Consider the following 25267-nt stretch of genomic DNA (forward strand, 5'->3'; position numbering starts at 1 on the left):
TTAATATTTTCTTGAGAATTTGTTACGTAAGAAAATAGCAACACCATTCATTAATAATAAGATAACAAGTAATACGATGATTGCAGCTGAAGCAACGTTTTGGAATTCAGCTTGTGGCATTTTAGCCCATGTGTAAATTTGTGTTGGTAATGCTGTGAACATTGACATAATGCTTGTTGGTGTAGCTAATAAAATTGTTGGAACACCGATTAAGATTAATGGTGCTGTTTCACCTAATGCACGAGATAAAGATAAGATGAAACCAGTTAAGATACCAGGTAATGATGCTGGTAATACTACACGTCTAATTGTTTGCCATTTATTCGCACCTAATCCGTAAGATGCTTCACGAACAGAATTAGGTACTGCTCTAATTGCTTCCTGACTTGATACGATAATAATTGGTAAGATAAGTAGTGACATTGTTAAAGCAGCAGCAATAACACTATTTCCTAATGCTAATGCTTGAATACCGCCACCACGAACGAATAATGTTAAACCTAATAAACCGAATACGATTGAAGGTACACCTGCTAAGTTAGAAATACTAATTTTAATAAAGCTAGTGAAGAAATTATCTTTAGCATATTCTTCTAAATAAATTGCAGTTCCTACACCTAAAATAATTGAAATTGGAATGATACTAATCATTAACCAAATTGTTCCTGCTAATGCACCTTTAATACCTGCTTGAGAAGGTGTTGAAGATGAGAAGTTAGTAAAGAATTCAGGTGTTAAGTGACCTACACCTTTAACAAGTGTTTGTATAAGTAATGCAACAAGTACTAATAATGCAATTACGATACAAGCAAAGAATAACCATTTATTGATTTTATTTTTAGTAGATCGACTTGAAATGTTTTTTTCAACTTTACTTTGGTCTATTAAACCTTTTGCTTTAGGATTTGTAGTATTAGGATTCGTAGTAGTTGACATATTAATACTCCTCTCTGAAGCGTTTAGAAACCAAATATGAGATAAGGTTCATAATTAGAGTGAACACGAATAATGTGAAGCCTACAGCATAAATACTGTAGTACACGTCTGAACCGAAAGTTGCATCTCCAGTTGCGATTTCAACAATGTAACCAGTCATTGTTTGAATTGAACTAGTTAAAGATAATGATGCAGTTGGTGAACTACCTGCTGCTAATGATACGATCATTGTTTCACCGATAGATCTTGAAATACCTAATACGATTGAGGCAACAACACCAGAGGCAGCAGCTGGAAGTACAACTTTAGTTGCTACTTCAAATTTCGTTGAACCTAAACCATAAGCACCTTCACGAATTTTGTTAGGTACTGACGCCATAGCGTCCTCACTCATACTTGTGATGATAGGAACAATCATAATACCTACTACAATCCCTGGACTAATAGAGTTGAAGCTATCTAATGCAGGAATAATCGTTCTTAATACTGGTGTTACGAATGTTAATGCAAAGAAACCAAATACGATTGTTGGAATACCAGCTAAAATTTCAAGAATTGGTTTAATAATACGACGTGCTTTGTCGCTAGCGTATTCGCTTAAATAAATGGCAGCCCCTAAACCAATTGGTACTGCTACAATTGTTGCAATAATTGTGATTTTTAATGTCCCAATAACCAATGCCCAAATACCATATTTTGGATTTGAACCTGTAGGATTCCAATCTTTAGTGAATAAGAATTCAGTAATCGAAACACGAGTGAAAAATGTAATAGTTTCTGTAATCAAAGTGAATAGAATTCCAATGGTAGTTAAAATAGAAATAGCTGCTATAATCCCTAAAATGACGGGTACAACTTTATCGCTGAATCCACCTTTTTTAGCGTTATTTTTAGCTATCATATCTCTAACATTAGTCTCTGAAGCCATATATAACCCTCTCTTTTTTCTCCCAATAAATTTAAAAAAAGAGCAAGGAAATTATCAGGTAATAATGAGTTCAAATTAAATTAAAACATTTTAAAATCACCCATATATTCTGAAACAAGGTGGCGGTTAAACCACCTTGTCATACCCCTTGAATAATTTCCCAGCCCTTTGATATTAATAATGATTATTTTTTATCTGAATCTTTTTTACCGTATTTATCTAATTCTTTAAGTTCATCTTTGTAAACTTTATCTGGAGAAGCTACATAACCAGCATCTTCAGCAGATTTACCTTTGTCTTCTAAAGTGAATTTAATGAATTCTCTCATTACATCATTATCTTTTAATGATTTTTCTTTAACATATAAGAATAATGGTCTACTTAAAGCGTAAGAACCGTCTTTGATAGATTCTTTCTTAGGTTCAGTTGCTTTACCTTTATCGTCTTTAATTTTAACTTCTTTCAACTTATCTTTGTTTTGTTCATAGAAGCTATAACCGAAGTAACCAATACCTTCTTTGTTTTTCTCAACTGATTGAACGATTACGTTAGTGTCGCCATTTTTCTCAGCTTTGATGTCGCCTTTATCCATTACTTCCTCTTCGAAGAAGTCATAAGTACCATGACTTGAGTTAGGTGAGAAAGCTTTGATTTCTTTGTCAGGCCAGCTTGAATCTACGTCTTTCCAAGTTTTAGCTTCGCCACTGTAGATTTTTTTCAATTGATCTTTAGATAATTCTTTAACGAAGTCATTATCTTTGTTAACAGCAATTGTTACACCGTCTTGAGCGATTTTGAATTCTTTATATTTAATGTTTTTGTCTTCTAATTTTTGTTTTTCTTCATCTTTGATTGGTCTAGAAGCTTGAGAGAAATCAGTTTCTCCAGCGATGAATTTTTCAAATCCAGCACCAGTACCTGCTTGACCAGATGAAATTGTAGCGTTTGGATGATCTTTAGCCCATTTTTCGTTTAATTTTTCAACGATAGGAGCTACAGTAGATGAACCTTCACCTTTTGCTTCTCCTTTAAGGTCTTTACCTTCATCTCCAGAACCACTACCATTGCTGTTGCCACCGCCACATGCACCTAATAATACTGAAGCACTTAATACAGTAGTACCGACTAATTGCCATTTTTTCATTGAAACATCCTCCTAATATAGATAACCCAAATGTTATATGTATTTCTTACAATGCTTATAATACATACCTTTTGTTAATGTAAAATATATTAAATGTAAAGGTTTTGTTAATTTAATAAAGAGATTGATAGTGATGATAGATTATCTCTATATAAAAAATTAAACCCATTACTATGAATACCTTTCGATATCAAGTAATGGGTTTATCAAAGTAAGATTTTTAGTTTTGAAAATATGGGTTCTATAAACTAAGTAGATTTAACATATATAATAGAAGAAAAGCGGGTTAACTTTAAAAGTCAATACTTAGTCTTCTGCGCGACTCCAACCTTTTTTAGTTAACGTAATTTTTCCAGTTTCTATATTGATAATTTTTTGTTTGTATAAATGACCAATGGCACGTTTGAAAGCACCTTTACTCATATTGAATACTTCTTTTATAGCTTCTGGACTAGATTTATCCCAAAATGGTAATTCACCATCGTATTCAACTAATAAATCAAAGATTAATTGGCCGTCTTCATCTAAGCGTTCATGAGCCAATGGTAAGAATGAACCATTTAATTCACCTTTATCATTATGACCAATAATACGTACCTCTACTTCTTCGCCTAAACGTGGTTCTTCTTTTCGTTCTGATTCATGTACAAATATTTTGTAACCATCATTAGATAATAAAAAGCTTCCAACACGTAACAAACGATAAGGTCTTGCTACTAGAACTTGGTTCAATTTATCGTCGTCAAATACTGGTGTGAACATCTTTTCAACAATAGTTTCACTAGCTAAACGTGCAAACATTTGATTATCTCTATCTATACGTAAAGTAACTAATACATAGTCACCAGCTTGAGGCCATAATGATTTAACTTTAGGTAAATCTTCCCAAGGAATTAAAACTTCTCTTGGTAAACCTACATCTACTCGTGCGCCATCACGATCAGTTTTAAGTACTTTTGCAAAATCGTACTTATCTTTAGTGATGTCTGGCATGTTTTGAGTAGCAAATAGTTCACCTGAACGGTTTGGATAAATAAAGAAACTGTACTCTTCACCTATTTCAAAAGCATCGTCGTCATCGATTTCTGATTGATTTAATTTAACTTGTTCTCCATTAGGTCCTTTTAAAAGGTATGTTGAACCTTCTAAGCCAACAACTTCTAAAAATTCTATTGACCCAACTATATCTTTATCTAATGCCATAATATTCTCCTTCAAGGGTTTGTATTCTTTTGTATTATAACATGCCTCTATCAAACAAGCATTCTTACAATTGAACTTACATGAACTCGAAAGTAAAAACATTATGTGATATAATTTTTGCGTTAGATAAACGATGAATAAAGGAGTAAATGCATGTTACAAGTAACTGATGTAAGTTTACGTTTTGGTGATCGTAAACTATTTGAAGATGTAAATATTAAATTTACTGAAGGAAACTGTTATGGACTTATTGGCGCTAATGGTGCTGGTAAATCTACATTTTTAAAAATCTTATCTGGAGAAATTGATTCTCAAACTGGTCATGTGTCTTTAGGAAAAGATGAACGTTTAGCTGTCTTAAAACAAGATCACTTTGCTTATGAAGATGAACGTGTGTTAGACGTTGTAATTAAAGGACATGAACGTCTATATGAAGTTATGAAAGAAAAAGATGAAATTTATATGAAACCAGATTTCAGCGATGAAGATGGTATTCGTGCAGCAGAACTAGAGGGAGAATTCGCTGAAATGAACGGTTGGAATGCCGAAGCGGATGCTGCTTCCCTATTATCAGGTTTAGGTATTACAACTGAATTACATGACAAACAAATGTCTGAATTAGAAAATAATCAAAAAGTAAAAGTATTATTAGCACAAAGTTTATTTGGTGAACCTGACGTACTATTACTTGATGAGCCTACCAATGGTTTAGATATTCCAGCCATTAACTGGTTAGAAGATTTCTTAATTAATTTTGATAACACTGTCATAGTTGTATCCCATGACCGTCATTTCCTTAACAATGTTTGTACACATATTGCTGACTTAGACTTTGGTAAAATTAAATTATATGTAGGTAACTATGATTTCTGGTATCAATCAAGTCAATTAGCACAAAAAATGGCTCAAGAACAAAATAAGAAAAAAGAAGAAAAAATGAAAGAGCTACAAGACTTTATCGCTCGTTTCTCTGCGAATGCTTCAAAATCTAAACAAGCAACAAGCCGTAAGAAACAATTAGAAAAAATTGAGTTAGATGATATTCAACCTTCTTCAAGACGTTATCCTTATGTAAAATTCACGCCAGAACGTGAAATTGGTAACGATTTATTAGTTGTTGATGGTATCTCTAAAACAATTGATGGTGAAAAAGTATTAGACAATATTTCATTTACAATGAATCCTAATGATAAAGCCATTCTTATCGGAGATAGCGAAATTGCTAAAACAACGTTATTAAAAATCTTAGCTGGTGAAATGGAGCCAGATGAAGGTTCATTCAAATGGGGAGTTACTACATCATTAAGTTATTTCCCTAAAGATAACTCTGACTTCTTTGAAGGCGTAGACATGAACTTAGTTGAATGGTTACGTCAATATGCTCCTGAAGATGAACAAACAGAAACATTCTTACGTGGTTTCTTAGGTCGTATGTTATTCAGCGGTGAGGAAGTTAAGAAAAAAGCTAGTGTATTATCAGGTGGAGAAAAAGTACGTTGTATGTTAAGTAAAATGATGCTTTCAAGCGCAAACGTTTTACTATTAGATGAACCAACAAATCACCTTGATTTAGAAAGTATTACTGCTGTCAATGATGGTTTAAAATCATTTAAAGGTTCAATTATTTTCACGTCTTATGACTTTGAATTTATTAACACTATCGCTAACCGTGTTATAGATTTAAATCAACAAGGTGGATTATCTAAAGAAATTCCTTACGAAGAATATCTTCAAGAAATTGGCGTATTACAAAAATAATATTTTTCGACTCACTTTCTATCTTATTGGGAAGTGAGTTATTTTTTGTTTAATAACTATATTTGATATTGTTATATACTTAAATTCTTTTCTCCTTATACCCTACTTTTTACTAAATAGAAGTATCATTGCTATTAAGTAGTAAAATAACTGTTAGATTTTTCAGTCAATTGCAAAAAATCACAATTATCGGTTTACAGACATAATTGCCTTATGTATAATAAAAAACATAGCAATTGAATAAGAAATTGATGAGGCGCATCAATCATTAGTACATATTAGATACACTGTCTGCAACAGCTAATATTGAAAGGGTGCGATGCCGAAACGTTTTATAGACGCAGATATAAAGCGTTGGACTTTGTGGTTAAGAGCTGAGAGTTTGTCATTATTATTTAATAATGGAGTGCATCACTTGTATATAAATTACGAGCAAGTTCGCGCGCATTCCGAACTTGCTCTTTTTTATAGCGTGGGCCTCCCAAAATGTAGGAGGTAAAAGTTTGAAACGAAGTGTTTTGAAGTTCGGCGGTTCATCCGTTGCCGATTTTACAAAGATAAAAAATATCGCAGAAATGCTTAAACGTCGTGTGGATGACGGCGAACAATTAATTGTAGTAGTGAGTGCCATGGGTAAAACTACAGATCAATTAATGGAAAATGTATCAAATCTTACTACAACACCTAAAGATGAAGAATTAGCCCTATTATTAACTACTGGTGAACAACAAACAGTGTCTTACTTATCTATGGTATTGAATGATATTGGTGTAAACGCAAGATCGATGACTGGTTATCAAGCTGGTATTAAAACAATTGGCCATCATCTTAAAAGTAGAATTGCTGAAATTAATCCTGAAACGTTTGATAAAGCGTTTGAAGATAAAGATGTTTTGGTTGTAGCAGGATTCCAAGGAATTAATGATGAATTGGAATTAACAACGTTAGGTCGAGGTGGTTCTGATACAACTGCAGTTGCCTTAGCTGCAAGTAATCAAATACCTTGTGAAATATATACTGATGTTGATGGTGTATACGCTACTGATCCAAGAATACTTAGTAAGGCTAAGCGCTTAGATTATGTATCCTATGAGGAAATGATGGAAATGAGTGCTTTAGGCGCTGGGGTCCTTGAAACAAGAAGCGTAGAACTAGCTAAAAATTACGATATTCCCCTTTATTTGGGCAGAACATTATCAAATGTGAAAGGAACATGGATTATGCCAAGAACAGAAATTTTAGAGAAAAAAGCTGTAACAGGTGTTGCATTAGATAAACATATGATGCACGTAACAATTAGTTATCCCCTACCGGATAATCGTTTATTGACTCAATTATTTACTGCTTTAGAAGATGGTTCAGTAAATGTAGATATGATTTCGCAAATAGTCAATACAGAAGGATTACAATTATCTTTCTCAATTAAAGATAGTGATGCTCATCAAATCTCAAATATCTTAGAGGAGTTATCTACAGCATTTGAAGCACTAGACTATAAAATCAATGAATCATATGTCAAAATCTCATTAATTGGTTCAGGAATGAGAGACATGTCTGGTGTAGCATCTAAAGCATTTATTACCCTTATCAATTCTAATATTCCTTTTTATCAAACTACAACATCTGAAATCAGTATTTCGTATGTCATTGATAAAGAGAATGGTGAAAAAGCAGTCGAAATTTTATACGATGCTTTTGACATCTAATAATCTAGAATATCTTATTTATAATTAATTTTTTTAAAATTCAAATAATAAAACAATGGAGTGACTTTTTATGACAAGAATCGCAGTAGTCGGAGCAACAGGATTAGTAGGAACAAAAATGTTAGAAACGCTTGATCGTAAAAATATTAAATTTGATGATTTAGTATTATTCTCATCAGCTAGATCAGCAGGTAAAGAAGTTGAGTTTCAAGGTAAAACATATGTTGTTCAAGAACTTACAGAAGAAGCAGCAAGTGAGAAATTTGACTACGTATTGATGAGTGCTGGTGGTGGCACAAGTAAACAATTCGCCCCTATTTTTGAAAAAGCTGGCGCAATCGTCATCGATAATTCTAGTCAATGGCGTATGACTGAAGACATTGATTTAATTGTACCAGAAGTAAATGAGCCTCATTTTAAACGTGGTATCATTGCTAACCCTAACTGTTCAACAATTCAATCAGTTGTACCGTTAAAAGTATTACAAGATAAATACGGATTAAAACGTGTCGCTTATACAACTTATCAAGCGGTTTCAGGCTCAGGCATTAAGGGTAAACGTGATTTAACTGAGGGTGCAAATGGTAAAGCACCTGAAGCGTACCCTCACCCAATTTATAATAACGTGCTTCCTCATATTGATGTCTTTTTAGAAGATGGATATACAAAAGAAGAACAAAAAATGATTGATGAAACACGCAAAATCTTAAATCAACCTGAGTTACGTGTAACTGCAACATGTGCGCGTGTACCTGTTCAAGATAGCCATAGCGTTGAAATTGATGTGACTCTTGATAAAGAAGCGACAGTACAAGAAATTAAAGATTTATTCGATCAAGATAGTCGCGTAGTATTAGTTGATAATCCTGAAAATAATGAATATCCATTAGCAATTAATTCAACTGGAAAAGACGACGTATTTGTTGGACGTATTCGTCGAGATGATTCATTAGATAATACATTCCATGTATGGTGTACTTCTGATAATTTACTTAAAGGTGCAGCATTAAATGCAGTTCAAGTATTAGAGCAAGTGATCAATTTAAAAGGAGCTAGATAATAATGGCACATATTTTTGAAGGCGTTGGTGTAGCGCTTGCTACCCCATTCACAAATAATGAAGTGGATTACAATGCATTAGAAAGACATGTTGATTTCTTATTAGAAAATGGTGTACAAGCAATTATAGTTAATGGTACGACAGCTGAGAGCCCTACTTTAACCGAAGAAGAAAAAGAACAAGTATTGGAAGCGGTAGTGAAACAAGTAGATCATCGTGTAGCAATTATTGCTGGTACTGGTACTAATAATACTGTTAAATCTATCCAAGCTTCACAACGTGCTAAACAATTAGGCGCAGATGCAATTATGTTAATTACGCCTTATTATAATAAAACGAATCAACGAGGCTTAATAAAACATTTTGAAACAATTGCTAATGAAGTTAAATTGCCTGTTGTACTATATAACGTACCTTCAAGAACAAATATGACGATTAATCCTGAAACAGTTGAAACATTAAGTCATAATGAATATATTGTCGCAATTAAAGATGCAACAAATGATTTCGAATACTATGAAGAAGTAAAAAAACGTATTAATCAAGATGAATTTGCATTATATAGTGGTAATGATGATAACGTTGTAGAATTTTACGAACGTGGTGGTAATGGCGTTATTTCAGTTATAGCTAATGTTATTCCAAAAGAATTCCAAGCATTATATGATGCTAAACAAAGTGGACAAGATATTTCTAAAGACTTCGAACCAATTGGTAAATTATTAGATGCCCTTTCTGTTGATGTAAATCCAATTCCGATTAAAGCATTAACAAGTTATTTAGGTTTCGGAGAGTATGAATTACGTTTACCTCTTTTACCTTTAGAAGTTGAAGATGCTAAAGTATTAGTTAATGCTTACGAACAGTTTAAAGCAGGTGAACACTAATGAAAATTTTATTAATCGGTTATGGTGCGATGAATAAACGTGTTGCACGACTTGCAGAAGAAAAAGGTCATGAAATTGTAGGTGTCATTGAACCCGAGCATAATGATTCAACACCGTATACTCATTTCGACCATATTGTTGATGCTCAAGAGAAAGCAGATGTCGCAATCGATTTCTCTAATCCTAACCTACTATTACCACTATTAGATGAGGATTTTAAATTACCATTAGTTATTGCTACTACTGGTGAGAAAGAGAAACTTGTAGCTAAATTAGAAGACCTTAGCGAACGTATGCCTGTATTCTTTAGTGCAAATATGAGCTATGGTGTACATGCATTAACAAAAATCTTAGAGGCTGCAGTACCCCTACTTCAAGATTTTGATATCGAACTAACTGAAGCGCATCATAATAAAAAAGTAGACGCACCAAGTGGCACACTTGTTAAGTTATATGATGTTATTAAAGAATTACGTAACAATGTACATCCTGTTTATGACCGTCATGAGCGTACTGAAAAACGAGAAAAAGATGAAATCGGTATTCATGCAGTGCGTGGTGGTACAATTGTAGGAGAACACGATGTATTATTTGCTGGAACGGATGAAACAATTACAATTTCTCATAAAGCACAGTCGAAAGATATCTTCGCAAATGGTGCGATAACAGCTGCTGAGCAGTTAGTCAATAAACAAAATGGCTATTATACCTTTGATAATTTGTAATAACTGAAAGTCATCTTTTTTAATAAATGAAATAATAAGGAGAATCGAACATGGTACAACATCTTTCTGCACAAGAAATTATTCAATATATTAGTGATGCTAAAAAATCTACCCCTTTAAAAGTTTATATTAATGGAGAATTTAACAATGTTAACTTCCCAGAATCATTTAAAGTGTTTGGATCAGATAATTCAAAAGTTATCTTCTGTGAAGCGGATGATTGGAAACCTTTCTATGAAGCTAATCAAGCTAGTATCACAGATTTAGAAATTGAAATGGATCGTCGTAATTCAGCTATCCCACTTAAAGATTTAACTAATACGAATGCTCGAATTGAACCTGGCGCTTTTATTCGCGAACAAGCCATTATTGAAGATGGTGCAGTAGTTATGATGGGCGCTACAATTAATATTGGTGCTGTTGTTGGTGAAGGTACTATGATTGATATGAATGCAACATTAGGTGGACGTGCTACAACTGGTAAGAATGTCCATGTTGGCGCAGGCGCTGTATTAGCTGGCGTAATTGAGCCACCTAGTGCTTCACCAGTAGTCATTGAAGATAATGTACTTATCGGAGCAAATGCTGTTATTCTTGAAGGTGTAAGAGTTGGTGAAGGTGCTATCGTGGCAGCCGGAGCTATCGTTACTCAAGATGTCCCAGCTGGCGCAGTAGTAGCCGGAACTCCTGCGAAAGTCATTAAACAAACTTCTGAAGTTGAAGATTCTAAACGTGAAATTGTTTCAGCTTTAAGAAAGTTAAATGATTAAGAATTAACGACGTATAATTTAAATTTTATAGAGGCTGGGACGCTTTAGTCTCAGCCTTTGTCTATAACTTTTTATACTTTTCCATTTTTTTGGAAAATGAAGTTTTAACAAGACTGGCAGTTATTTTCAAAATAAAACGAACGCTCTCATTATTAAGTAAAAAAGGAATGATAATATGAATGAATTAGAATTTGTCACAAAACATAGAAGACATTTACATCAACACCCAGAGTTGAGTTTGCATGAATTTGAAACTACAAAATATATTGTAAATTTCTTAGAAGAGTTAGGTATTTCATATGAGCGCCCTCTTGAAACAGGCACAATTGCTTATTTAAAGGGAAATAGTGATCATACGATTGCATTTAGAGCTGATATTGATGCCCTACCAATCTTTGAAGAGAATGACATTGATTATCGTAGCCAAACTGATAATGTCATGCATGCATGTGGTCACGATGGTCATACAACTGCATTAATGTTATTTGTAAAACGTTGTAAAACAATGGCAGATAATAATGAATTACCTCATAACGTTGTATTTATCTTCCAACCTGCCGAAGAAACTGGCGGTGGTGCTAATCGTCTAATTAAAGCAGGTGCGTTTAATAATTACCCTATTGAAGCTGTATTTGGTATTCACATCAACCCGTTCGCTGATGAAGGTCAAGTAGTCATTCGTGATAATGAAATTACAGCTAGTGCCACAGAATATCGCTTCTTTTTAAAAGGTTTATCAAGTCACGTAGCGGACAAAGAACAAGGTCATTCATGTGGTGAAGCCCTACTACATGTTTTAAATCAAGTAGGACAAATTCAACAATATCATTTAAACGGTTTAAAACGTAATATTGTACATATGGGACATTTTGAAGCTGGTGAGGCCATTAATACAGTGCCTAGTAACGGCTATTTAGAAGGTACAATTCGTACCTATGATGCTAATGACTTAAATGTAGTTAAAACGCAAATGCAAAAAATAGCTGAAAGTGTAAAATTATTGTTCAATGTAGAATGTGAAGTGAAGTTTGAAGAAGGTTATCCTGCGACAATGAATAGTCCTCAATTAAGAGCAAGTGTGGAACAGGCAATTCAAAGTGCAAACTTAGAAGTAATAGATAAACCATTACCATTTTTATTTGGAGAAGACTTTAGCTTCTATGGTCAGCAACTCGCTCCTGCTTACTTCGCATTCGTAGGTACACGTAATGAAGATAAAGGTTTTGTCACAGGTTTACACACATCTCACTTAAATTTTGATGAAAAGATATTAATCGATGTGGCTAACTATTATGAACAATTATTACTACATTATGGAGAGGAGTAACTTAAATTGACAGCAACATGGTCGGTTGATTCAGAAGCGTTTTATCAAAATGCTGTTAAAGTAAAAAATAATAATTCAATTATGGCAGTAGTAAAAAATAATGCGTATCATTATGGATTAGAATTTGCCGTAAAGCAATTTTCAAGAGCGGGTATCAATACTTTCAGTACTACTTCTTTAAAAGAAGCTATAAGAATTCGTAAATTGGTGCCTGAAGCTACAATATTTTTAATGAATGCAGTGTATGACTTTGATACTGTGAGAGATAATCAAATTCAAATGACTTTGCCCTCTCTAGAATACTATTATAAATATAAAGAGGAACTACACGATATTAAAGTTCATTTAGAGTTTGAAAACTTATTACATCGTTCAGGTTTCAAAACGTTAGAAGAAATTAAAGAAGTATTAGAAGATGATTATCACACTTCTAATTCGAACAAAATGATTATCTCAGGATTGTGGACACACTTTGGCTATGCCGATGAATTCGATGTTCCAGAGTACGGCTTAGAACGCAAAGCTTGGTTAAATGTAGTAAATACACTATTAGCTGAAGGCTATCAATTTGATATGATACATGCTCAAAACAGTGCAAGTTATTATCGTGAAGGACAAGCGCTGCTTCCCTACCATACGCACGCACGTGTAGGCATAGCTTTATATGGGTCTCGTCCTTACAGTAAATTAGAAGAAGAACGCATTCAACAGTCACTTACAGTTAAAGGAAATGTTATACAAGTTCGTGAAGTAAATGAAGGCGATTATTGTGGCTATAGCTTTGCATATGAAGCTACACGTAACAGAACTCAATTAGCAGTTGTAGATGTAGGCTATGGCGACGGTATTCTAAAATCACGCGCAAAACATGAGGCGCTCATTAATGGCAAACGCTATCCTATTCGTGCATTAATGATGAGTCATATGTTTGTAGAAGTTGACGATGAAGTTCATGCACAAGATGAAGTGATATTATATAATAACGATATACGCATTGATGAATATACATTCAAAGGTGTGGGCGCTAACTCTGAACAACTTAGTGCGATGAATCATGATTCTCTCATAAAGGAGTATAGATAAAAATGGCAGTTAAATATAATGAATATGGTGAGTTAACAATGGCAGGTACAAGTTTAAAAACACTTGCTCAAAGCTTTGGTACCCCTACTATTGTTTATGATGAAGATGAAATCCGCAATCAAATGCGTAGATATCACTCAGCTTTTCAAAAAAGCGGTTTAAAATATAATATTTCATATGCTTCAAAAGCATTTACATGTATTCAAATGGTCAAATTAGTTCAAGAAGAAGATTTACAATTAGACGTAGTTTCTGAAGGTGAACTGTACACAGCGTTAGAAGCTAAATTTGATCCTAGCAAAATCCACTTCCATGGTAACAACAAAACAAAACGTGAAATTCAATACGCTTTAGAAAGTGGCGTTGGTTACTTTGTCATCGATTCGCTTGAAGAAATCGATTTAATTGATAGATATGCAAGCGATACAGTCAATGTAGTCTTACGTGTTAACCCTGGTGTTGAGGCACATACGCATGAGTTTATTCAAACTGGCCAAGAAGATAGCAAATTTGGTTTATCAATTCGCCATGGTTTAGCGATTGAAGCAGTTAATAAAGTACGTGACTCTAAACGTTTACATTTAAAAGGTATTCATTTCCATATTGGTTCTCAAATTGAAGGAACTGAAGCGATGATCGAAACTGCTAAGATCGTACTTAATTGGCTTTCTGAAAATGATATTAAAGTTGAATTACTTAACCTAGGTGGCGGTTTCGGTATCAAATATGTTGAAGGAGACGTTAGTTTCCCTATTGAAGAAGGCATCGCAGAAATTACAGATGCTATCAAAGCTGAAACAGAGCGTTTAAACTATGAAGTGCCAGAAATTGGTATTGAACCAGGCCGTTCAATTGTTGGAGAGGCTGGTATTACTTTATATGAAGTTGGTACAATCAAAGAAATTCCTGAAGTTAATAAATATGTTTCAATTGATGGCGGTATGAGTGATCATATTAGAACTGCATTATATGGAGCTAAATATCAAGCATTATTAGTGAATCGTCATGAAGAAGCTAATGAAACAGTAACAATTGCAGGTAAATTATGTGAATCAGGCGATATTATTATTCGTGATGCAAAACTCCCTGCTTCTGTTCAACGTGGTGATTACCTAGCAATTCTTTCTACAGGCGCTTATCATTATTCTATGGCTTCTAATTACAATCAAATGCAGAAACCACCTGTTTTCTTCTTAAAGGATGGAAAAGCACGTGAAGTCATTAAACGTCAATCATTACGTCAATTAATCATTAATGATACTAAATAAACGTAGTTACTGAGCGATGTTTGTATAAATAGATATAGCCATATTCTAAACCTTTTAAATGAAGGATAGAATATGGCTTTTATATATTCCTTAAAATTGAGCAATAAAAAACACCTTACATCTTGGTAAGGTGTCAATAAAGTCAATATTTTACAATCTATTTATTATAGTTTAACAACGTTTGCAGCTTGAGGACCGCGATCGCCTTCAACTACTTCAAATTCAACTGATTGACCTTCTTCTAATGATTTATAACCATCTTGGTTAATTGCTGAAAAGTGTACGAATACGTCGTTTTCACCTTCAACTTCGATAAAACCAAAACCTTTTTCAGCGTTAAACCATTTAACTGTACCTTGTTTCATAATTCTGAAACCTCCAAGACTAAATTCTTTCAATATGCGTTATTCGCATATTACAAAAAATACATGTGACAATTATGTATGAATAACAAAACGCTATATATAACTCTTACAGATATTCTTTGCAATATGGAATAAAACCATTGCTTAATAGCTATTATATGTTAGTTCGAATTAAATTGCAATACAATTATAGAAAATTGTCTTTTAATTAATTTTTGGCAGATTATAATAAACTTCATTATTATTTAATACAATAAAACTATAAAATATTTGTAAATCTTCATCGCAATCTTCACAAAAATTTAAATCGCAATTATTATAAAATGCATGAATATTATATTTCCCAATTACATAATTATCATAATATTGTTTGCTTGCATTAATAATTTTTTTATAATTTCCCAACATGTCTTCATAACTATCGAAATGATGTTGTTCAATGATTTTATCTGTCCAGTCGCTAAATAACCACCATCCCTCGTAGTCAGCTTTAATCTTTGCAACTGTCCACATCGTCAATTCCCCTCTCAAATTAAAACTATAAAATTATTTTAACTCTAATATAAATGAATTCAAGTTTTACGGCTCATACTTTTGGCCGACCTCTATCTAATGTGATAGTAAATATTAGTTTTTTGATGCTAAAGTTCGTATAATAGTAATAAGAGGTGATATTATGCAACATAAGCATTTACAAGTATTTGGAACAGTTCAAGGTGTAGGTTTTCGTTACTATACAGAGAAATTAGCTCAGAAATATAATATTGTAGGAACCGTTCAAAATGTGGAAGACTATGTTGAAATTTATGCTCAAGGTAAAGAAGCAGACTTAGAACAATTTATAAATGCCGTTATAAATGGCGCATCACCAGCTTCTTCTGTTGATAATTATACTATTGAAGATGTTCATAACGATAAACAATATTCAGAATTTCAATCGATTTAAAATATAAAGGAAGATGCCATTTGAGATATAATATTTCTCGATTCATAGGCGTTTTAGTAGGGATTCCAGTAGCTATTATTTCATGGGCGGTAAGTTTATTTGGGTTTGATCTTTCATTTATACTAGACGCCTTAATAGGTATTGGGATGTTTTTTGTATCTTACTTCCCTACTCAACGCTTAACGTCAAAAAAATATTTAACTGAAATAGGCTTATCACGTAGAGATTATCGCTTTGTTAGAAATCAGTTAAATCAATCGCAAGATAAAATTAGAAATATATTAAGATCTTATGTTAATGTGCGATCGCTTAAAGATTTTCGTCAAATTAATGATATTTATCGCATTTCGAAATCTATTCACGTGGCTGTAAAGCAAAGACCAGGTTTGTTTTTCAAAGTTGAGAGTTTCTTCTATTCTCATATTGATAATGCATTAAATTTAATTGAGTCTTACACGCGTTTATCAAAAATGCCAAAGAAATCAGCATCAGAGAAACAAAAACTGGAACAAACACGTATTACATTAGACGAAGTAAAGCGCACGTTGATTGCAGATTTAAAACGTTTAAATGAAGACGATTATGAGCGATTAGATGTTGAGATGGAACTTAATCGTCTTGAACAAAATCGTCATAAAGATAGTTAACTTAAAGAATGGAGCGAAGATATAAATGACGAAAGAAGAACAATTTATTAACTCACATCCATTAGATGATTATATAGAACAACAGCAGTTAAATACTAGTAATAGCCCTAATCTTTCTCAGAACACAATTGCTGAAGATTTTGAGCATCAATTTAATGAGAATGAACTTAAAAAAATTGATTCAATCAGTCAACAGATTAAACCGTTAGATAATGATGGTTTATTAGCCTTTGGTTCTCATCTACAACAAAATATGTCTCAATTCTCACATCGTATGTTAGATGAAGTTCAAGCTAAAGAAATTGGTCCTGTTGGTGACGCATTGAATCAACTTATGTCTAAACTCAAATCTGTAAATCCAGATGATTTAAATCCGGAAAAGCAATCTAAATTAAAACGTCTTTTCAAAAGAACAAAAGCTTCAATCAACGAAGTGTTCTCAAGAATGCAGTCAGTAAGTTCACAAATAGATCGTATTACGATTCAATTAGATAAACATAAGAATAATCTATCAAAAGATATTCAATTGTTAGATGGATTATATGAACAAAATAAGACGTATTTCGATGACGTTACATTATATATTGCTGCAGCTAAACGTAAAAAACAGGAAATTCTTACTAATGATATTCCTAAATTACAACAACATGCCGAACAAACTGGCAATCAAATGGATATTCAAGCCGTGGCAGATATGCAACAGTTTGTCGATCGTCTGGATAAGCGTATTTATGATTTACAATTATCAAGACAAATTGCGATTCAAACTGCCCCGCAAATTCGAATGATTCAAAATGTTAACCAAGCGTTGGCTGAGAAAATTCAAAGTTCAATACTTACAAGTATTCCACTATGGAAGAATCAAATGGCAATTGCCCTTACGTTAATGAGACAACGCAATGCAGTAAGTGCACAACGTGCTGTTACAGACACAACGAATGATTTGTTAACGCAAAATGCAGCGATGTTGAAACAAAATGCGATTGAAACTGCTACTGAAAATGAACGTGGCATTGTAGACATCGAAACGCTTAAAACAACGCAAAGTGATATTATTGAAACAATTGAACAAACGCTTCAAATTCAGCAAAATGGTCGTCAAAAACGTCAAGAAGCTGAACGAGAACTCAGCGGTTTAGAAAATGAACTTAAGCAACATTTATTAACAATGAGAAAAGAATAAATGCCTAGACTAAAGAGCACATCACCTACTATAAGTGATGTGCTCTTTCTCATTACTTATCATTTTGATATTGAATATAATCTTGTTTTACAAATATAGAAATAATGTAGCTTATAATAGTAGCAATAATTGCAATTGGTAACCATTCTAAGGCAACTTGTTTTAAAGGTAGTTCATCTATAAATGCAATCTTGACCCAACCATTTGATGAAATAGTGCTTAATACAGAAATACAACTTACTACGATAATAGGAATCTGTTGAGCAATCGGTTTGGTTGGAATAAATTGGGCAATTAAAATCAATAAAATTACCGTAATTGCAATTGGATAAATAATACTTAATACTGGGACTGACATAGAGATAACTGAATTTAGTCCAAGATTTGCTAATACAAAACTTATTAGAGTAAATATAACGGTGTAAATTTTATAAGAGATTTTTGGATATAAACTATGGAAATATTGACTTACAGAAACAATTAATCCACATGCAGTAGTTAGACAAGCTAATGCTACGATAATACCTAGTAAATATTTTCCAAAAATACCGAATCCTTGAGTTGCCATATTGGTTAATAAGTATGCACCAATATTTTGGTTTTTAGCAGCTAAGTTATCAAGCGTCTGATGATTTATCAACATATGGTTACCTATATAACCTAACGAAACATAAATAAATATTAATGCTACGGCTGCAATAAGACCTGCCATAACTGTTTGTTTAAAGATATTATTTCTTTGACGTTCCCCTGTAGATTTAATGGCATTCACAACAATCATTGAAAATGCGATTGAAGCGATAGCATCCATAGTTAAATAACCTTCTGTAAAACCTTTAGTAAAGCTACTTAATGTAGATGTATATACATCGGCGTCTCCGTTTGAATGACTATTACTTCCAAAATCTACAAATCCTTTAATAATCATTGCTAAAATTGTAATTAATAACAATGGCGTAAGTAGTGAACCAATACGATCTACTATCTTATTCGGGTTGATGCATAAATACAAGACAATTAAAAAGTAAATGAGAGTAAATATGAATAATGCCACATTACTATTAGTGTGTGCAATTGGCGTCACTGTCATTTCAAACGCTGTGGAACCAGTACGTGGTATCGCGAAAAGAGGCCCGATAGTTAAATAAATAATAATTAAAAAAATCATAGAGAATTTAGGCGAAATTTTACTGAGTGAACCTATGTAACCTCTATTATCAAAGGCTCCTACAATTACGCCTAGCAAAGGCAAACCTATGCCTGTTAAGCAGAAAGGAATCATTGCCCACCAAAAATATTGACCACTATCCTGCCCTAATTTAGGAGGAAAAATGAGATTACCAGCACCAAAAAACATGGCAAATAGCATGAATCCCATTATCCAGGTATTTCTATTCATAGAATTGCTCCTTTTTATGTATATATGTGCAATAGTTAACATTCTACCATAAAAAGGATTTGCAAGTCTATGTAAATTCAGAAAATTTAAAAACATTAATTATATTTTCTGATTATTAATTTTATTTTTAAAAAGATTTTAGTAATAATTTTTTAAGTAATGGAGATAAATGAGCTGGCAGATTCTCTACTCCCTCTACAAACAACGCATATTGACCGTAAATATTATGGATAGTTTGTTCTATATCTTCTGTAATCGTATCTTGACTTAAAAATACATTGAATACTTCTATCCCATATTTACGAGCCATTTCAACAGCTTCATACGTATCTAAAATACCATCCTGTGCATAATTAAATGCTGATGGCTCACCATCTGAAAAGACAATTAAGAAACGTTGATTATGACTACGTCTTAATAAGCGTTCACTAGCTATTCGTATTGCTACCCCGTCACGATTATCATCTTGAGGATGTAATGACATAATACGCGGACCACTTTTATCCATAGTTGAATAATCATAATGAACAATCTCATCAATGATATTAGGCTGTTTATTATCATCTGTATCAAATGCATCTTCATTAAAAGCAAGTATTTCATGTTTAACATTCAATGATTTCAGCGTCTCGTGGAATAATACAACACCTTTAATTGTTTCATTCATTTTATCAAACATACTTGCAGAAACATCAATTAATAATGTAAATGTAGCATCAAACGTTTTACTTAAATCTTGTTTTTTATAAAATAATTTATATTGATCATCAATAAACCAATTGATTAAATCACGTTGTAAACGTCCTTTTGTAAGATTGTGACGTTCATCAACATGCTCACGATCAATTGTTTTCTTAATAATTTGGATTAAGTCTTTTGTTTCAAATTGAACATCATTCTTCACATTTTGATATTCTAAAAGATATTCTGTTTCAATATCAGGCACATTCCATTTGATTTCGACGTTTTCATTAATACCTTTAAGGGCAAATGAAGGATTTTGACCAATTGAACCACCTTCATCATTATTAAGCGTAGTATCAGATCCACGTCCTTTTTTAGTCATCATATCTGTCATGTCATCAGTAGAATCGCCTTCACGCGCCGTATCATTATCACTTAAAACATCACTGTTTTCACCTTCATGCAATTCCATTTCCAAGTAAGCGCCACCCTCAGACTTGCTATCCTGGGCATTCGTTTCAGCTTCAGCAGTTTCAGCATCAGTATCCTCACTCGTATTGTCATGACCGTCTACATTGCTGGCATCGGTACGTTTAATATCCTCATATGCTAATTCATGTATCGCTTCATAAACTCGTCTAGGAAGATAATAATATTCATTTAGCATGTCCTTACTTAACATATCATCAATTTGAAACATAATACGTTGTGCTAAATACATATTATCTTCAGAAGTTTCATTTTGGAAAAAGTTAGGCAAATACTGGAACATATGATTTAAAATATCATCAAATTGTGGATGCATCATTGGAATATCAAAGAAATTTTGACTTAAAAATGCACGTTCTAAATATAAAAATAGTAAGTCAGTATAAACCGTCTTAGTTTTATAAAAAGTAATTTGCGATTCAGTATAAGATAAACGTGTTTGCAGGCGTAAATCAATGAGTTTAGCTGTACTTGGTCGTTCATTACGGATGTGGTTAAAAACACGCATATCTTCTAAAAGACGGAAGAGTTGATGATAAAACTTAGGATGTTCAAACTCATCTTCATGAAGTACTTCATTCACAATTTTTTCATCCATCATTTGATAGCCATATGCAGCTAACATTACATCCGTTTTTAAACCTGCATTTTCAATTTCAGCAGGACGATGAGACCAAAACCAACTAGTGATAAGTGTATTATTAATCGGATCATAAAAAGGGAATTTTTGAATTTTAACCTGTGTTTGTTCGTTTTTTAGAAGTAAGCGCGCTAAGTCTTGTAACATCATGACTTGTTTAGCATCGAGTTGCTCATCATTAAATTTTATAAAACGATCACTCATATTAATCCCTCTCTAAAAGTTTAGTTCAATTGCATTTTTAATCGCTTGTTGTTCACGTTCGTCTTCCAATTTATCAATAATTGTTCGTTGAATCGCACGTTCAATAGGCATCACGGTAATTAAATCACTTAAGTCAATAAGTGCACGAATACTAGCTGCCTCTTCTGAAATTTGACCTTGTTTAGACATTGTACGTAAATCTTCATTGAATTTAATAATTTGTTCAATGATTTTATCATCCTGCAAATTACTTTGTTGTTTAATAACTTCTTTTAAGATGTCACCATCAATGTAATCTACTTGAATTACAACAAAACGGTTTTTAAGTGCTTCGTTCATTGGTAATGTGCCTACATACCCTTCGTTAATAGCAGCAATAACATTGAAACCAGGCGCAGCTTTAATTACTTCTCCAGTGAATGGATTAGTGAGTTGACGACGATAATCTAATACACCGTTTAAAATTGGTAATGTTTCAGGTTTAGCCATATTAATTTCATCGATATATAAGATATGACCTTCACGCATTGCTTTAATAACAGGACCATCAATAAAGACAATTTCTTGGCGACCTTCATCGTTTGTTTTAATTGTTTTAAATCCTAATAAACTTTCAGCATCTAAATCCACAGAACAGTTAACTTGATGCATAGGCGTATTAACCGTTTCACTTAAAGTTTCCGCTAATTTCGTTTTACCAGAACCAGTTGGGCCTTTAAGTAAGATATTTTTATTTAATTTAAATAATGCTTTTGCATCATTAAATACAGATTCATCAGAATTGATATATTGATTTTGTACCATAATAATTTAAACTCCTTCTTTCTTTAAAAATGAAAAAAATAGACTAAGGAGTCTTTTTTTAACTCCCGAGTCTTAAATTGAACAACATGTTTAAAAATGATTGGCAGTCTTAAATTTCTTTAAAATAATCTTTGTAATAACCACCAACTAAACCAGAATTATCAATAATTTGATAATATTCTTCAGTTTCATTAATTACATCATATTGTTTGCCGATAGTTAACATGTCAGAAACTGTAAATTTCTTAGCATCTGTATTAGTAACTTCAACTTTTTTAATTGGTGTACGCTCTTTCCATGTTTCATGTAACATAGCCATATATATTCCTCCAATAATGAACTAGTATAATTTATTTTTCTAAAGTATAAATGAATGAGATGCCACTATTTTCAGTGATACGAATTGATTTAGCATCACCTTGATTTAACATTTGATAAGGGATTCCAATTTCATCTAACTCTTTTTTAGCATTTTCAAAATCCTCAGATGAATTAGCGCTAAATTCAACTTGTTCAACGATACCTTCCTCAACCATTTCTATTTCTTCTTTAGGTTGATATAAGTGGATTTCGCCGCCTAGACCACCTTCACCGATTTTAAATACTTGAATAACTTGGTTTGGAAACTCAGTAGATTCATATTCTGCATAATGTACTAAATTGAATACATTTTTAAAAATAGAAGCTGTCACAGGCATTTCATTTACTTTAATAATGATTGGCCCTAGACCTTGTAATTGATGAAGTGGATTAACTGAACTTTCAAATGTCGGCGTACCTAAGCCAATTCCAGTATTGTGCTCATTTGAATAAATATCAAAAATTTGTTGATTAGTGTCTTTGAAACTAAAATGTTTGTTGCCGTTTAACTCGGTTATTGAACTATATTCAATATCGTTATCTTTTAAGATTTGTTGATATTCTTCAAGACCTGCATCAGATGGAGTTCTTAATCCTACACTAGAAATGTGTTGGTTTTGATATGTTTCATTTGGAACTTCAACAAAATGTATACGAGTTCCTGGGCTTAAATCTGCATCACCAAATCGTAAAGCTTGATTTTTAGATGCAACATTAAGACCTAAGATATCTTTAAATAATTTCTTTGTGTTAGAAAGATCACTTGTCCCTAATGTGACACTTCTAAGTCCGATCATTAACTGACACCCCTATATTTATCTTTTCTCAATTATTATAACGTATTTTTCATGCGAATTATATGATGAACTATTGGAGATTACTATTTATATCGTTTACTATTAAGACGAACTTTATATATTAATTAAACATATTTAGTTCGATAATTTAAAATCATTAGAAAATATAAATTCAGCATTTTACCACTCCCCTACCCTTTAAAATATAGAGAGGGGAGTTTATTTTTATAAAAAGTATATATTTATTTGGTTAGAGTTTTTGGTAGAAAAGTTCGTTTTTTAGATGTTTTCGAGAATTATCAACATTGATTACATTTTAATATGCAATCAAAAATATATGATTACTACAATTAATGAATTGATTTACTTGCAAGTATATATTTTTTAAATAGTCACATTCTATGTCTTTATTTGCACTTATATACTTTGAATTTATTAACGTTCTTATGCTTTGACAGACTTTTCATTTAACCTTTAATGCCATGATTATTATAAATCAGAGTAATACGCTTATTGACGTAAAAATGCTGCACCTTAATTAAACAAGCCTATTTTAACTTAAATAAGCTCAAGTGACGTCTCTAATGATTTTCGCCTCTTCCAACCAAAAAAATACAACGACGATAAACGCCGTTGTATTAAATATTTACGAGGTTGTATTCCTTTGTGATTAGCTTTCTAGTAATAGATCTTCTGGACTTTCGATAAGTTCTTTAATTGTTTTTAAGAATCCTACTGCTTCTTTACCGTCGATAATTCTGTGGTCGTAACTTAATGCAATATACATCATTGGTCTGTTCTCAATTGTGTCTTTATCAATCGCGATTGGACGAGTGATAATTGAGTGCATACCTAAAATAGCAGCTTGATTACCATTGATAATTGGTGTACTCATCATTGAACCGAAGATACCACCATTAGTGATTGTGAATGAGCCATTAACCATGTCATCTAAACCAAGTTTTTTCTCACGTGCTTTTACTGCTAAGTCAGCGATTGCTCTTTCAATTTCAGCAAAGTTCTTTTTATCGCAATCTCTTACAAATGGTACTAATAAACCATCGTCAGTTGAAACGGCTACGCCGATATCATAATATTGTTTAGTAATCATATCGTCGCCATCAATTTCAGCGTTTACTTCTGGATATTTCTTCAATGCTGCCACAGCTGCTTTAGTGAAGAATGACATAAAGCCTAATTTTGTACCATCATGATCTTTGATAAATTGTTCTTTTTTACGTTTACGTAGTTCCATAACATTTGTCATGTCTACTTCATTAAATGTAGTTAACATTGCTGTGTTATTAGATACTTCTAATAATTTTTTAGCAGCTGTTTTCTTTCTACGTGACATTTTTTCACGAATAACTGGTTTATTTGGTGTGCTTGATGATTTTTTAGTTTCTTGTGGTTTACTATCTTGTGAAGATTGAGTAGCTTGAGATTGACTTGCTTTTTGGCTATTATCAACATCTTCTTTACGTACTACATCATTACCTTTACCAGAAACTGAACTTAAATCTACACCGTTCTCACGAGCATGACGACGTGCAGATGGTGTTGCATTAACACGCTGGTTATTAGATGAAGATTGTTCTGATTCATTTAAGCTAGTTGAAGGTGCTTCTGTTTCTTTACCTTCGTTTTTCTCAACGTTTTCATCTTTTTGATCTTCAGTCGATTGTTCATTACTGCTGCTAGAAGCGTTATTTCCGCTACCTTCTCCAACTGTTGCAATAACTTGACCTACTTCAACTGTATCGCCTTCAGAAGCAAGTTGTTCTTGTAGAACACCTTCTTCTTCAGATACAACTTCAACATTAACTTTATCAGTTTCTAATTCAAGAATGGCTTCACCTTTTTCAACGCTGTCACCTACGTTTTTTAACCATTCTGCAATAGTACCCTCTGTAATAGATTCTGCTAATTCTGGAACTTTTACCTCTGCCATATT

General features: G+C 32.7%; 24 protein-coding genes and 1 riboswitch. Of the genes, 12 read left to right on the forward strand and 12 right to left on the reverse strand.

The features are described from left to right. The 4 genes from pstA to cvfB form a co-directional block, all read right to left on the reverse strand. Entirely contained in the window at positions 1-936 is a 936-nt protein-coding gene (gene pstA, locus E2558_RS03600; RefSeq protein ID WP_126566838.1) for a phosphate ABC transporter permease PstA, read from the reverse strand. Position 937: 1 nt separating this feature from the next. Next, positions 938-1864: a phosphate ABC transporter permease subunit PstC gene (gene pstC, locus E2558_RS03605; RefSeq protein WP_126566839.1), complete on the reverse strand. Its 927-nt coding sequence runs from the start codon at positions 1862-1864 to the stop codon at positions 938-940. Between the two features lie 184 nt (positions 1865-2048). Further along, a complete protein-coding gene (locus E2558_RS03610) occupies positions 2049-3008 on the reverse strand; it encodes a PstS family phosphate ABC transporter substrate-binding protein (protein WP_126566840.1) in 960 nt (319 codons plus the stop codon). Between the two features lie 306 nt (positions 3009-3314). Further along, the gene (gene cvfB / locus E2558_RS03615; protein ID WP_126566841.1) at positions 3315-4211 is read right to left on the reverse strand and encodes an RNA-binding virulence regulatory protein CvfB; all 897 of its coding nucleotides are present in this window, start codon (positions 4209-4211) and stop codon (positions 3315-3317) included. A gap of 153 nt (positions 4212-4364) precedes the next feature. Between cvfB and E2558_RS03620 the strand changes: the two genes are divergently transcribed. The 9 genes from E2558_RS03620 to lysA all read left to right on the forward strand — a co-directional run bounded on the left by E2558_RS03620 (position 4365) and on the right by lysA (position 14795). Then, positions 4365-5969, forward strand: a complete 1605-nt coding sequence (locus E2558_RS03620; protein WP_126566842.1) for an ABC-F family ATP-binding cassette domain-containing protein — start codon at positions 4365-4367, stop codon at positions 5967-5969. Between the two features lie 243 nt (positions 5970-6212). Continuing rightward, a riboswitch (Lysine riboswitch) is annotated at positions 6213-6389 on the forward strand. Positions 6390-6472: 83 nt separating this feature from the next. Then, positions 6473-7675, forward strand: coding sequence for an aspartate kinase (locus tag E2558_RS03625; RefSeq protein ID WP_126566843.1), 1203 nt, complete (start codon positions 6473-6475; stop codon positions 7673-7675). A gap of 70 nt (positions 7676-7745) precedes the next feature. Further along, positions 7746-8735 carry an aspartate-semialdehyde dehydrogenase gene (locus tag E2558_RS03630; RefSeq protein WP_126566844.1) on the forward strand — a complete coding sequence of 330 codons (990 nt, stop codon included), beginning with the start codon at positions 7746-7748 and terminating at the stop codon, positions 8733-8735. A gap of 2 nt (positions 8736-8737) precedes the next feature. Then, positions 8738-9622: a 4-hydroxy-tetrahydrodipicolinate synthase gene (dapA, locus tag E2558_RS03635; protein WP_126566845.1), complete on the forward strand. Its 885-nt coding sequence runs from the start codon at positions 8738-8740 to the stop codon at positions 9620-9622. After that, positions 9622-10347, forward strand: coding sequence for a 4-hydroxy-tetrahydrodipicolinate reductase (dapB, locus tag E2558_RS03640; protein ID WP_126566846.1), 726 nt, complete (start codon positions 9622-9624; stop codon positions 10345-10347). Before dapA ends, dapB begins: the two co-directional genes overlap by 1 nt. A 50-nt stretch (positions 10348-10397) precedes the next feature. After that, on the forward strand, positions 10398-11117 hold the full coding sequence (dapD, locus tag E2558_RS03645; protein ID WP_126566847.1) for a 2,3,4,5-tetrahydropyridine-2,6-dicarboxylate N-acetyltransferase: 720 nt from the start codon (positions 10398-10400) through the stop codon (positions 11115-11117). Between the two features lie 175 nt (positions 11118-11292). Beyond that, complete coding sequence (locus tag E2558_RS03650; protein ID WP_126566848.1) at positions 11293-12444, forward strand: amidohydrolase; 1152 nt, start codon at positions 11293-11295, stop codon at positions 12442-12444. A 6-nt stretch (positions 12445-12450) separates the two neighbouring features. Then, on the forward strand, positions 12451-13527 hold the full coding sequence (locus tag E2558_RS03655) for an alanine racemase (RefSeq protein ID WP_126566849.1): 1077 nt from the start codon (positions 12451-12453) through the stop codon (positions 13525-13527). Positions 13528-13529: 2 nt separating this feature from the next. After that, on the forward strand, positions 13530-14795 hold the full coding sequence (gene lysA / locus E2558_RS03660) for a diaminopimelate decarboxylase (protein ID WP_126566850.1): 1266 nt from the start codon (positions 13530-13532) through the stop codon (positions 14793-14795). 164 nt (positions 14796-14959) lie between these two features. On the opposite strand, the gene cspA is transcribed toward lysA, so the two are convergent. Both cspA and msaA read right to left on the reverse strand, forming a co-directional pair. Then, positions 14960-15160, reverse strand: a complete 201-nt coding sequence (gene cspA, locus E2558_RS03665; RefSeq protein ID WP_002433901.1) for a cold shock protein CspA — start codon at positions 15158-15160, stop codon at positions 14960-14962. A gap of 204 nt (positions 15161-15364) precedes the next feature. After that, positions 15365-15673 carry a regulatory protein MsaA gene (msaA, locus tag E2558_RS03670; RefSeq protein ID WP_126566851.1) on the reverse strand — a complete coding sequence of 103 codons (309 nt, stop codon included), beginning with the start codon at positions 15671-15673 and terminating at the stop codon, positions 15365-15367. 163 nt (positions 15674-15836) lie between these two features. Between msaA and E2558_RS03675 the strand changes: the two genes are divergently transcribed. Genes E2558_RS03675 through E2558_RS03685 form a run of 3 tightly spaced genes read left to right on the forward strand, consistent with a single transcriptional unit; the run spans position 15837 to position 17936 of the window. Next, positions 15837-16106 (forward strand): acylphosphatase, encoded by a 270-nt coding sequence (locus E2558_RS03675; protein ID WP_126566852.1) that lies wholly within the window; start codon positions 15837-15839, stop codon positions 16104-16106. 20 nt (positions 16107-16126) lie between these two features. Further along, positions 16127-16753, forward strand: a complete 627-nt coding sequence (locus E2558_RS03680; protein ID WP_126566853.1) for a 5-bromo-4-chloroindolyl phosphate hydrolysis family protein — start codon at positions 16127-16129, stop codon at positions 16751-16753. A 25-nt stretch (positions 16754-16778) separates the two neighbouring features. Further along, positions 16779-17936, forward strand: a complete 1158-nt coding sequence (locus tag E2558_RS03685) for a toxic anion resistance protein (RefSeq protein ID WP_126566854.1) — start codon at positions 16779-16781, stop codon at positions 17934-17936. A gap of 52 nt (positions 17937-17988) precedes the next feature. Here E2558_RS03685 and brnQ3 read toward each other — a convergent pair whose 3' ends face one another. From brnQ3 to sucB, 6 genes are all read right to left on the reverse strand, one after another. Further along, the gene (brnQ3, locus tag E2558_RS03690) at positions 17989-19335 is read right to left on the reverse strand and encodes a branched-chain amino acid-like transporter carrier protein BrnQ3 (RefSeq protein ID WP_126566855.1); all 1347 of its coding nucleotides are present in this window, start codon (positions 19333-19335) and stop codon (positions 17989-17991) included. Between the two features lie 127 nt (positions 19336-19462). Further along, the gene (locus E2558_RS03695) at positions 19463-21352 is read right to left on the reverse strand and encodes a vWA domain-containing protein (protein WP_126566856.1); all 1890 of its coding nucleotides are present in this window, start codon (positions 21350-21352) and stop codon (positions 19463-19465) included. A gap of 12 nt (positions 21353-21364) precedes the next feature. Then, complete coding sequence (locus E2558_RS03700; RefSeq protein ID WP_126566857.1) at positions 21365-22156, reverse strand: ATP-binding protein; 792 nt, start codon at positions 22154-22156, stop codon at positions 21365-21367. A 109-nt stretch (positions 22157-22265) separates the two neighbouring features. Beyond that, positions 22266-22469 carry a DUF6501 family protein gene (locus E2558_RS03705; RefSeq protein ID WP_126567128.1) on the reverse strand — a complete coding sequence of 68 codons (204 nt, stop codon included), beginning with the start codon at positions 22467-22469 and terminating at the stop codon, positions 22266-22268. A gap of 37 nt (positions 22470-22506) precedes the next feature. After that, a complete protein-coding gene (locus E2558_RS03710; protein ID WP_126566858.1) occupies positions 22507-23313 on the reverse strand; it encodes a VOC family protein in 807 nt (268 codons plus the stop codon). 670 nt (positions 23314-23983) lie between these two features. Then, entirely contained in the window at positions 23984-25264 is a 1281-nt protein-coding gene (gene sucB, locus E2558_RS03715) for a dihydrolipoyllysine-residue succinyltransferase (protein WP_126566859.1), read from the reverse strand. Between the last annotated feature and the right edge of the window lie 3 nt (positions 25265-25267).

The sequence above is a fragment of the Staphylococcus pragensis genome, from assembly GCF_004785665.1.
GTDB lineage: Bacteria > Bacillota > Bacilli > Staphylococcales > Staphylococcaceae > Staphylococcus > Staphylococcus pragensis.

Bases quoted from the DNA above. Each gene is read 5' to 3' on its own strand.
- pstA (WP_126566838.1), bottom strand. From the start codon at position 936: ATGTCAACTACTACGAATCCTAATACTACAAATCCTAAAGCAAAAGGT.
- pstC (WP_126566839.1), bottom strand. From the start codon at position 1,864: ATGGCTTCAGAGACTAATGTTAGAGATATGATAGCTAAAAATAACGCT.
- E2558_RS03610 (WP_126566840.1), bottom strand. From the start codon at position 3,008: ATGAAAAAATGGCAATTAGTCGGTACTACTGTATTAAGTGCTTCAGTA.
- cvfB (WP_126566841.1), bottom strand. From the start codon at position 4,211: ATGGCATTAGATAAAGATATAGTTGGGTCAATAGAATTTTTAGAAGTT.
- E2558_RS03620 (WP_126566842.1), top strand. From the start codon at position 4,365: ATGTTACAAGTAACTGATGTAAGTTTACGTTTTGGTGATCGTAAACTA.
- E2558_RS03630 (WP_126566844.1), top strand. From the start codon at position 7,746: ATGACAAGAATCGCAGTAGTCGGAGCAACAGGATTAGTAGGAACAAAA.
- dapA (WP_126566845.1), top strand. From the start codon at position 8,738: ATGGCACATATTTTTGAAGGCGTTGGTGTAGCGCTTGCTACCCCATTC.
- dapB (WP_126566846.1), top strand. From the start codon at position 9,622: ATGAAAATTTTATTAATCGGTTATGGTGCGATGAATAAACGTGTTGCA.
- dapD (WP_126566847.1), top strand. From the start codon at position 10,398: ATGGTACAACATCTTTCTGCACAAGAAATTATTCAATATATTAGTGAT.
- E2558_RS03650 (WP_126566848.1), top strand. From the start codon at position 11,293: ATGAATGAATTAGAATTTGTCACAAAACATAGAAGACATTTACATCAA.
- lysA (WP_126566850.1), top strand. From the start codon at position 13,530: ATGGCAGTTAAATATAATGAATATGGTGAGTTAACAATGGCAGGTACA.
- cspA (WP_002433901.1), bottom strand. From the start codon at position 15,160: ATGAAACAAGGTACAGTTAAATGGTTTAACGCTGAAAAAGGTTTTGGT.
- msaA (WP_126566851.1), bottom strand. From the start codon at position 15,673: ATGTGGACAGTTGCAAAGATTAAAGCTGACTACGAGGGATGGTGGTTA.
- E2558_RS03675 (WP_126566852.1), top strand. From the start codon at position 15,837: ATGCAACATAAGCATTTACAAGTATTTGGAACAGTTCAAGGTGTAGGT.
- E2558_RS03685 (WP_126566854.1), top strand. From the start codon at position 16,779: ATGACGAAAGAAGAACAATTTATTAACTCACATCCATTAGATGATTAT.
- brnQ3 (WP_126566855.1), bottom strand. From the start codon at position 19,335: ATGAATAGAAATACCTGGATAATGGGATTCATGCTATTTGCCATGTTT.
- E2558_RS03695 (WP_126566856.1), bottom strand. From the start codon at position 21,352: ATGAGTGATCGTTTTATAAAATTTAATGATGAGCAACTCGATGCTAAA.
- E2558_RS03700 (WP_126566857.1), bottom strand. From the start codon at position 22,156: ATGGTACAAAATCAATATATCAATTCTGATGAATCTGTATTTAATGAT.
- E2558_RS03705 (WP_126567128.1), bottom strand. From the start codon at position 22,469: ATGTTACATGAAACATGGAAAGAGCGTACACCAATTAAAAAAGTTGAA.
- E2558_RS03710 (WP_126566858.1), bottom strand. From the start codon at position 23,313: ATGATCGGACTTAGAAGTGTCACATTAGGGACAAGTGATCTTTCTAAC.
- sucB (WP_126566859.1), bottom strand. From the start codon at position 25,264: ATGGCAGAGGTAAAAGTTCCAGAATTAGCAGAATCTATTACAGAGGGT.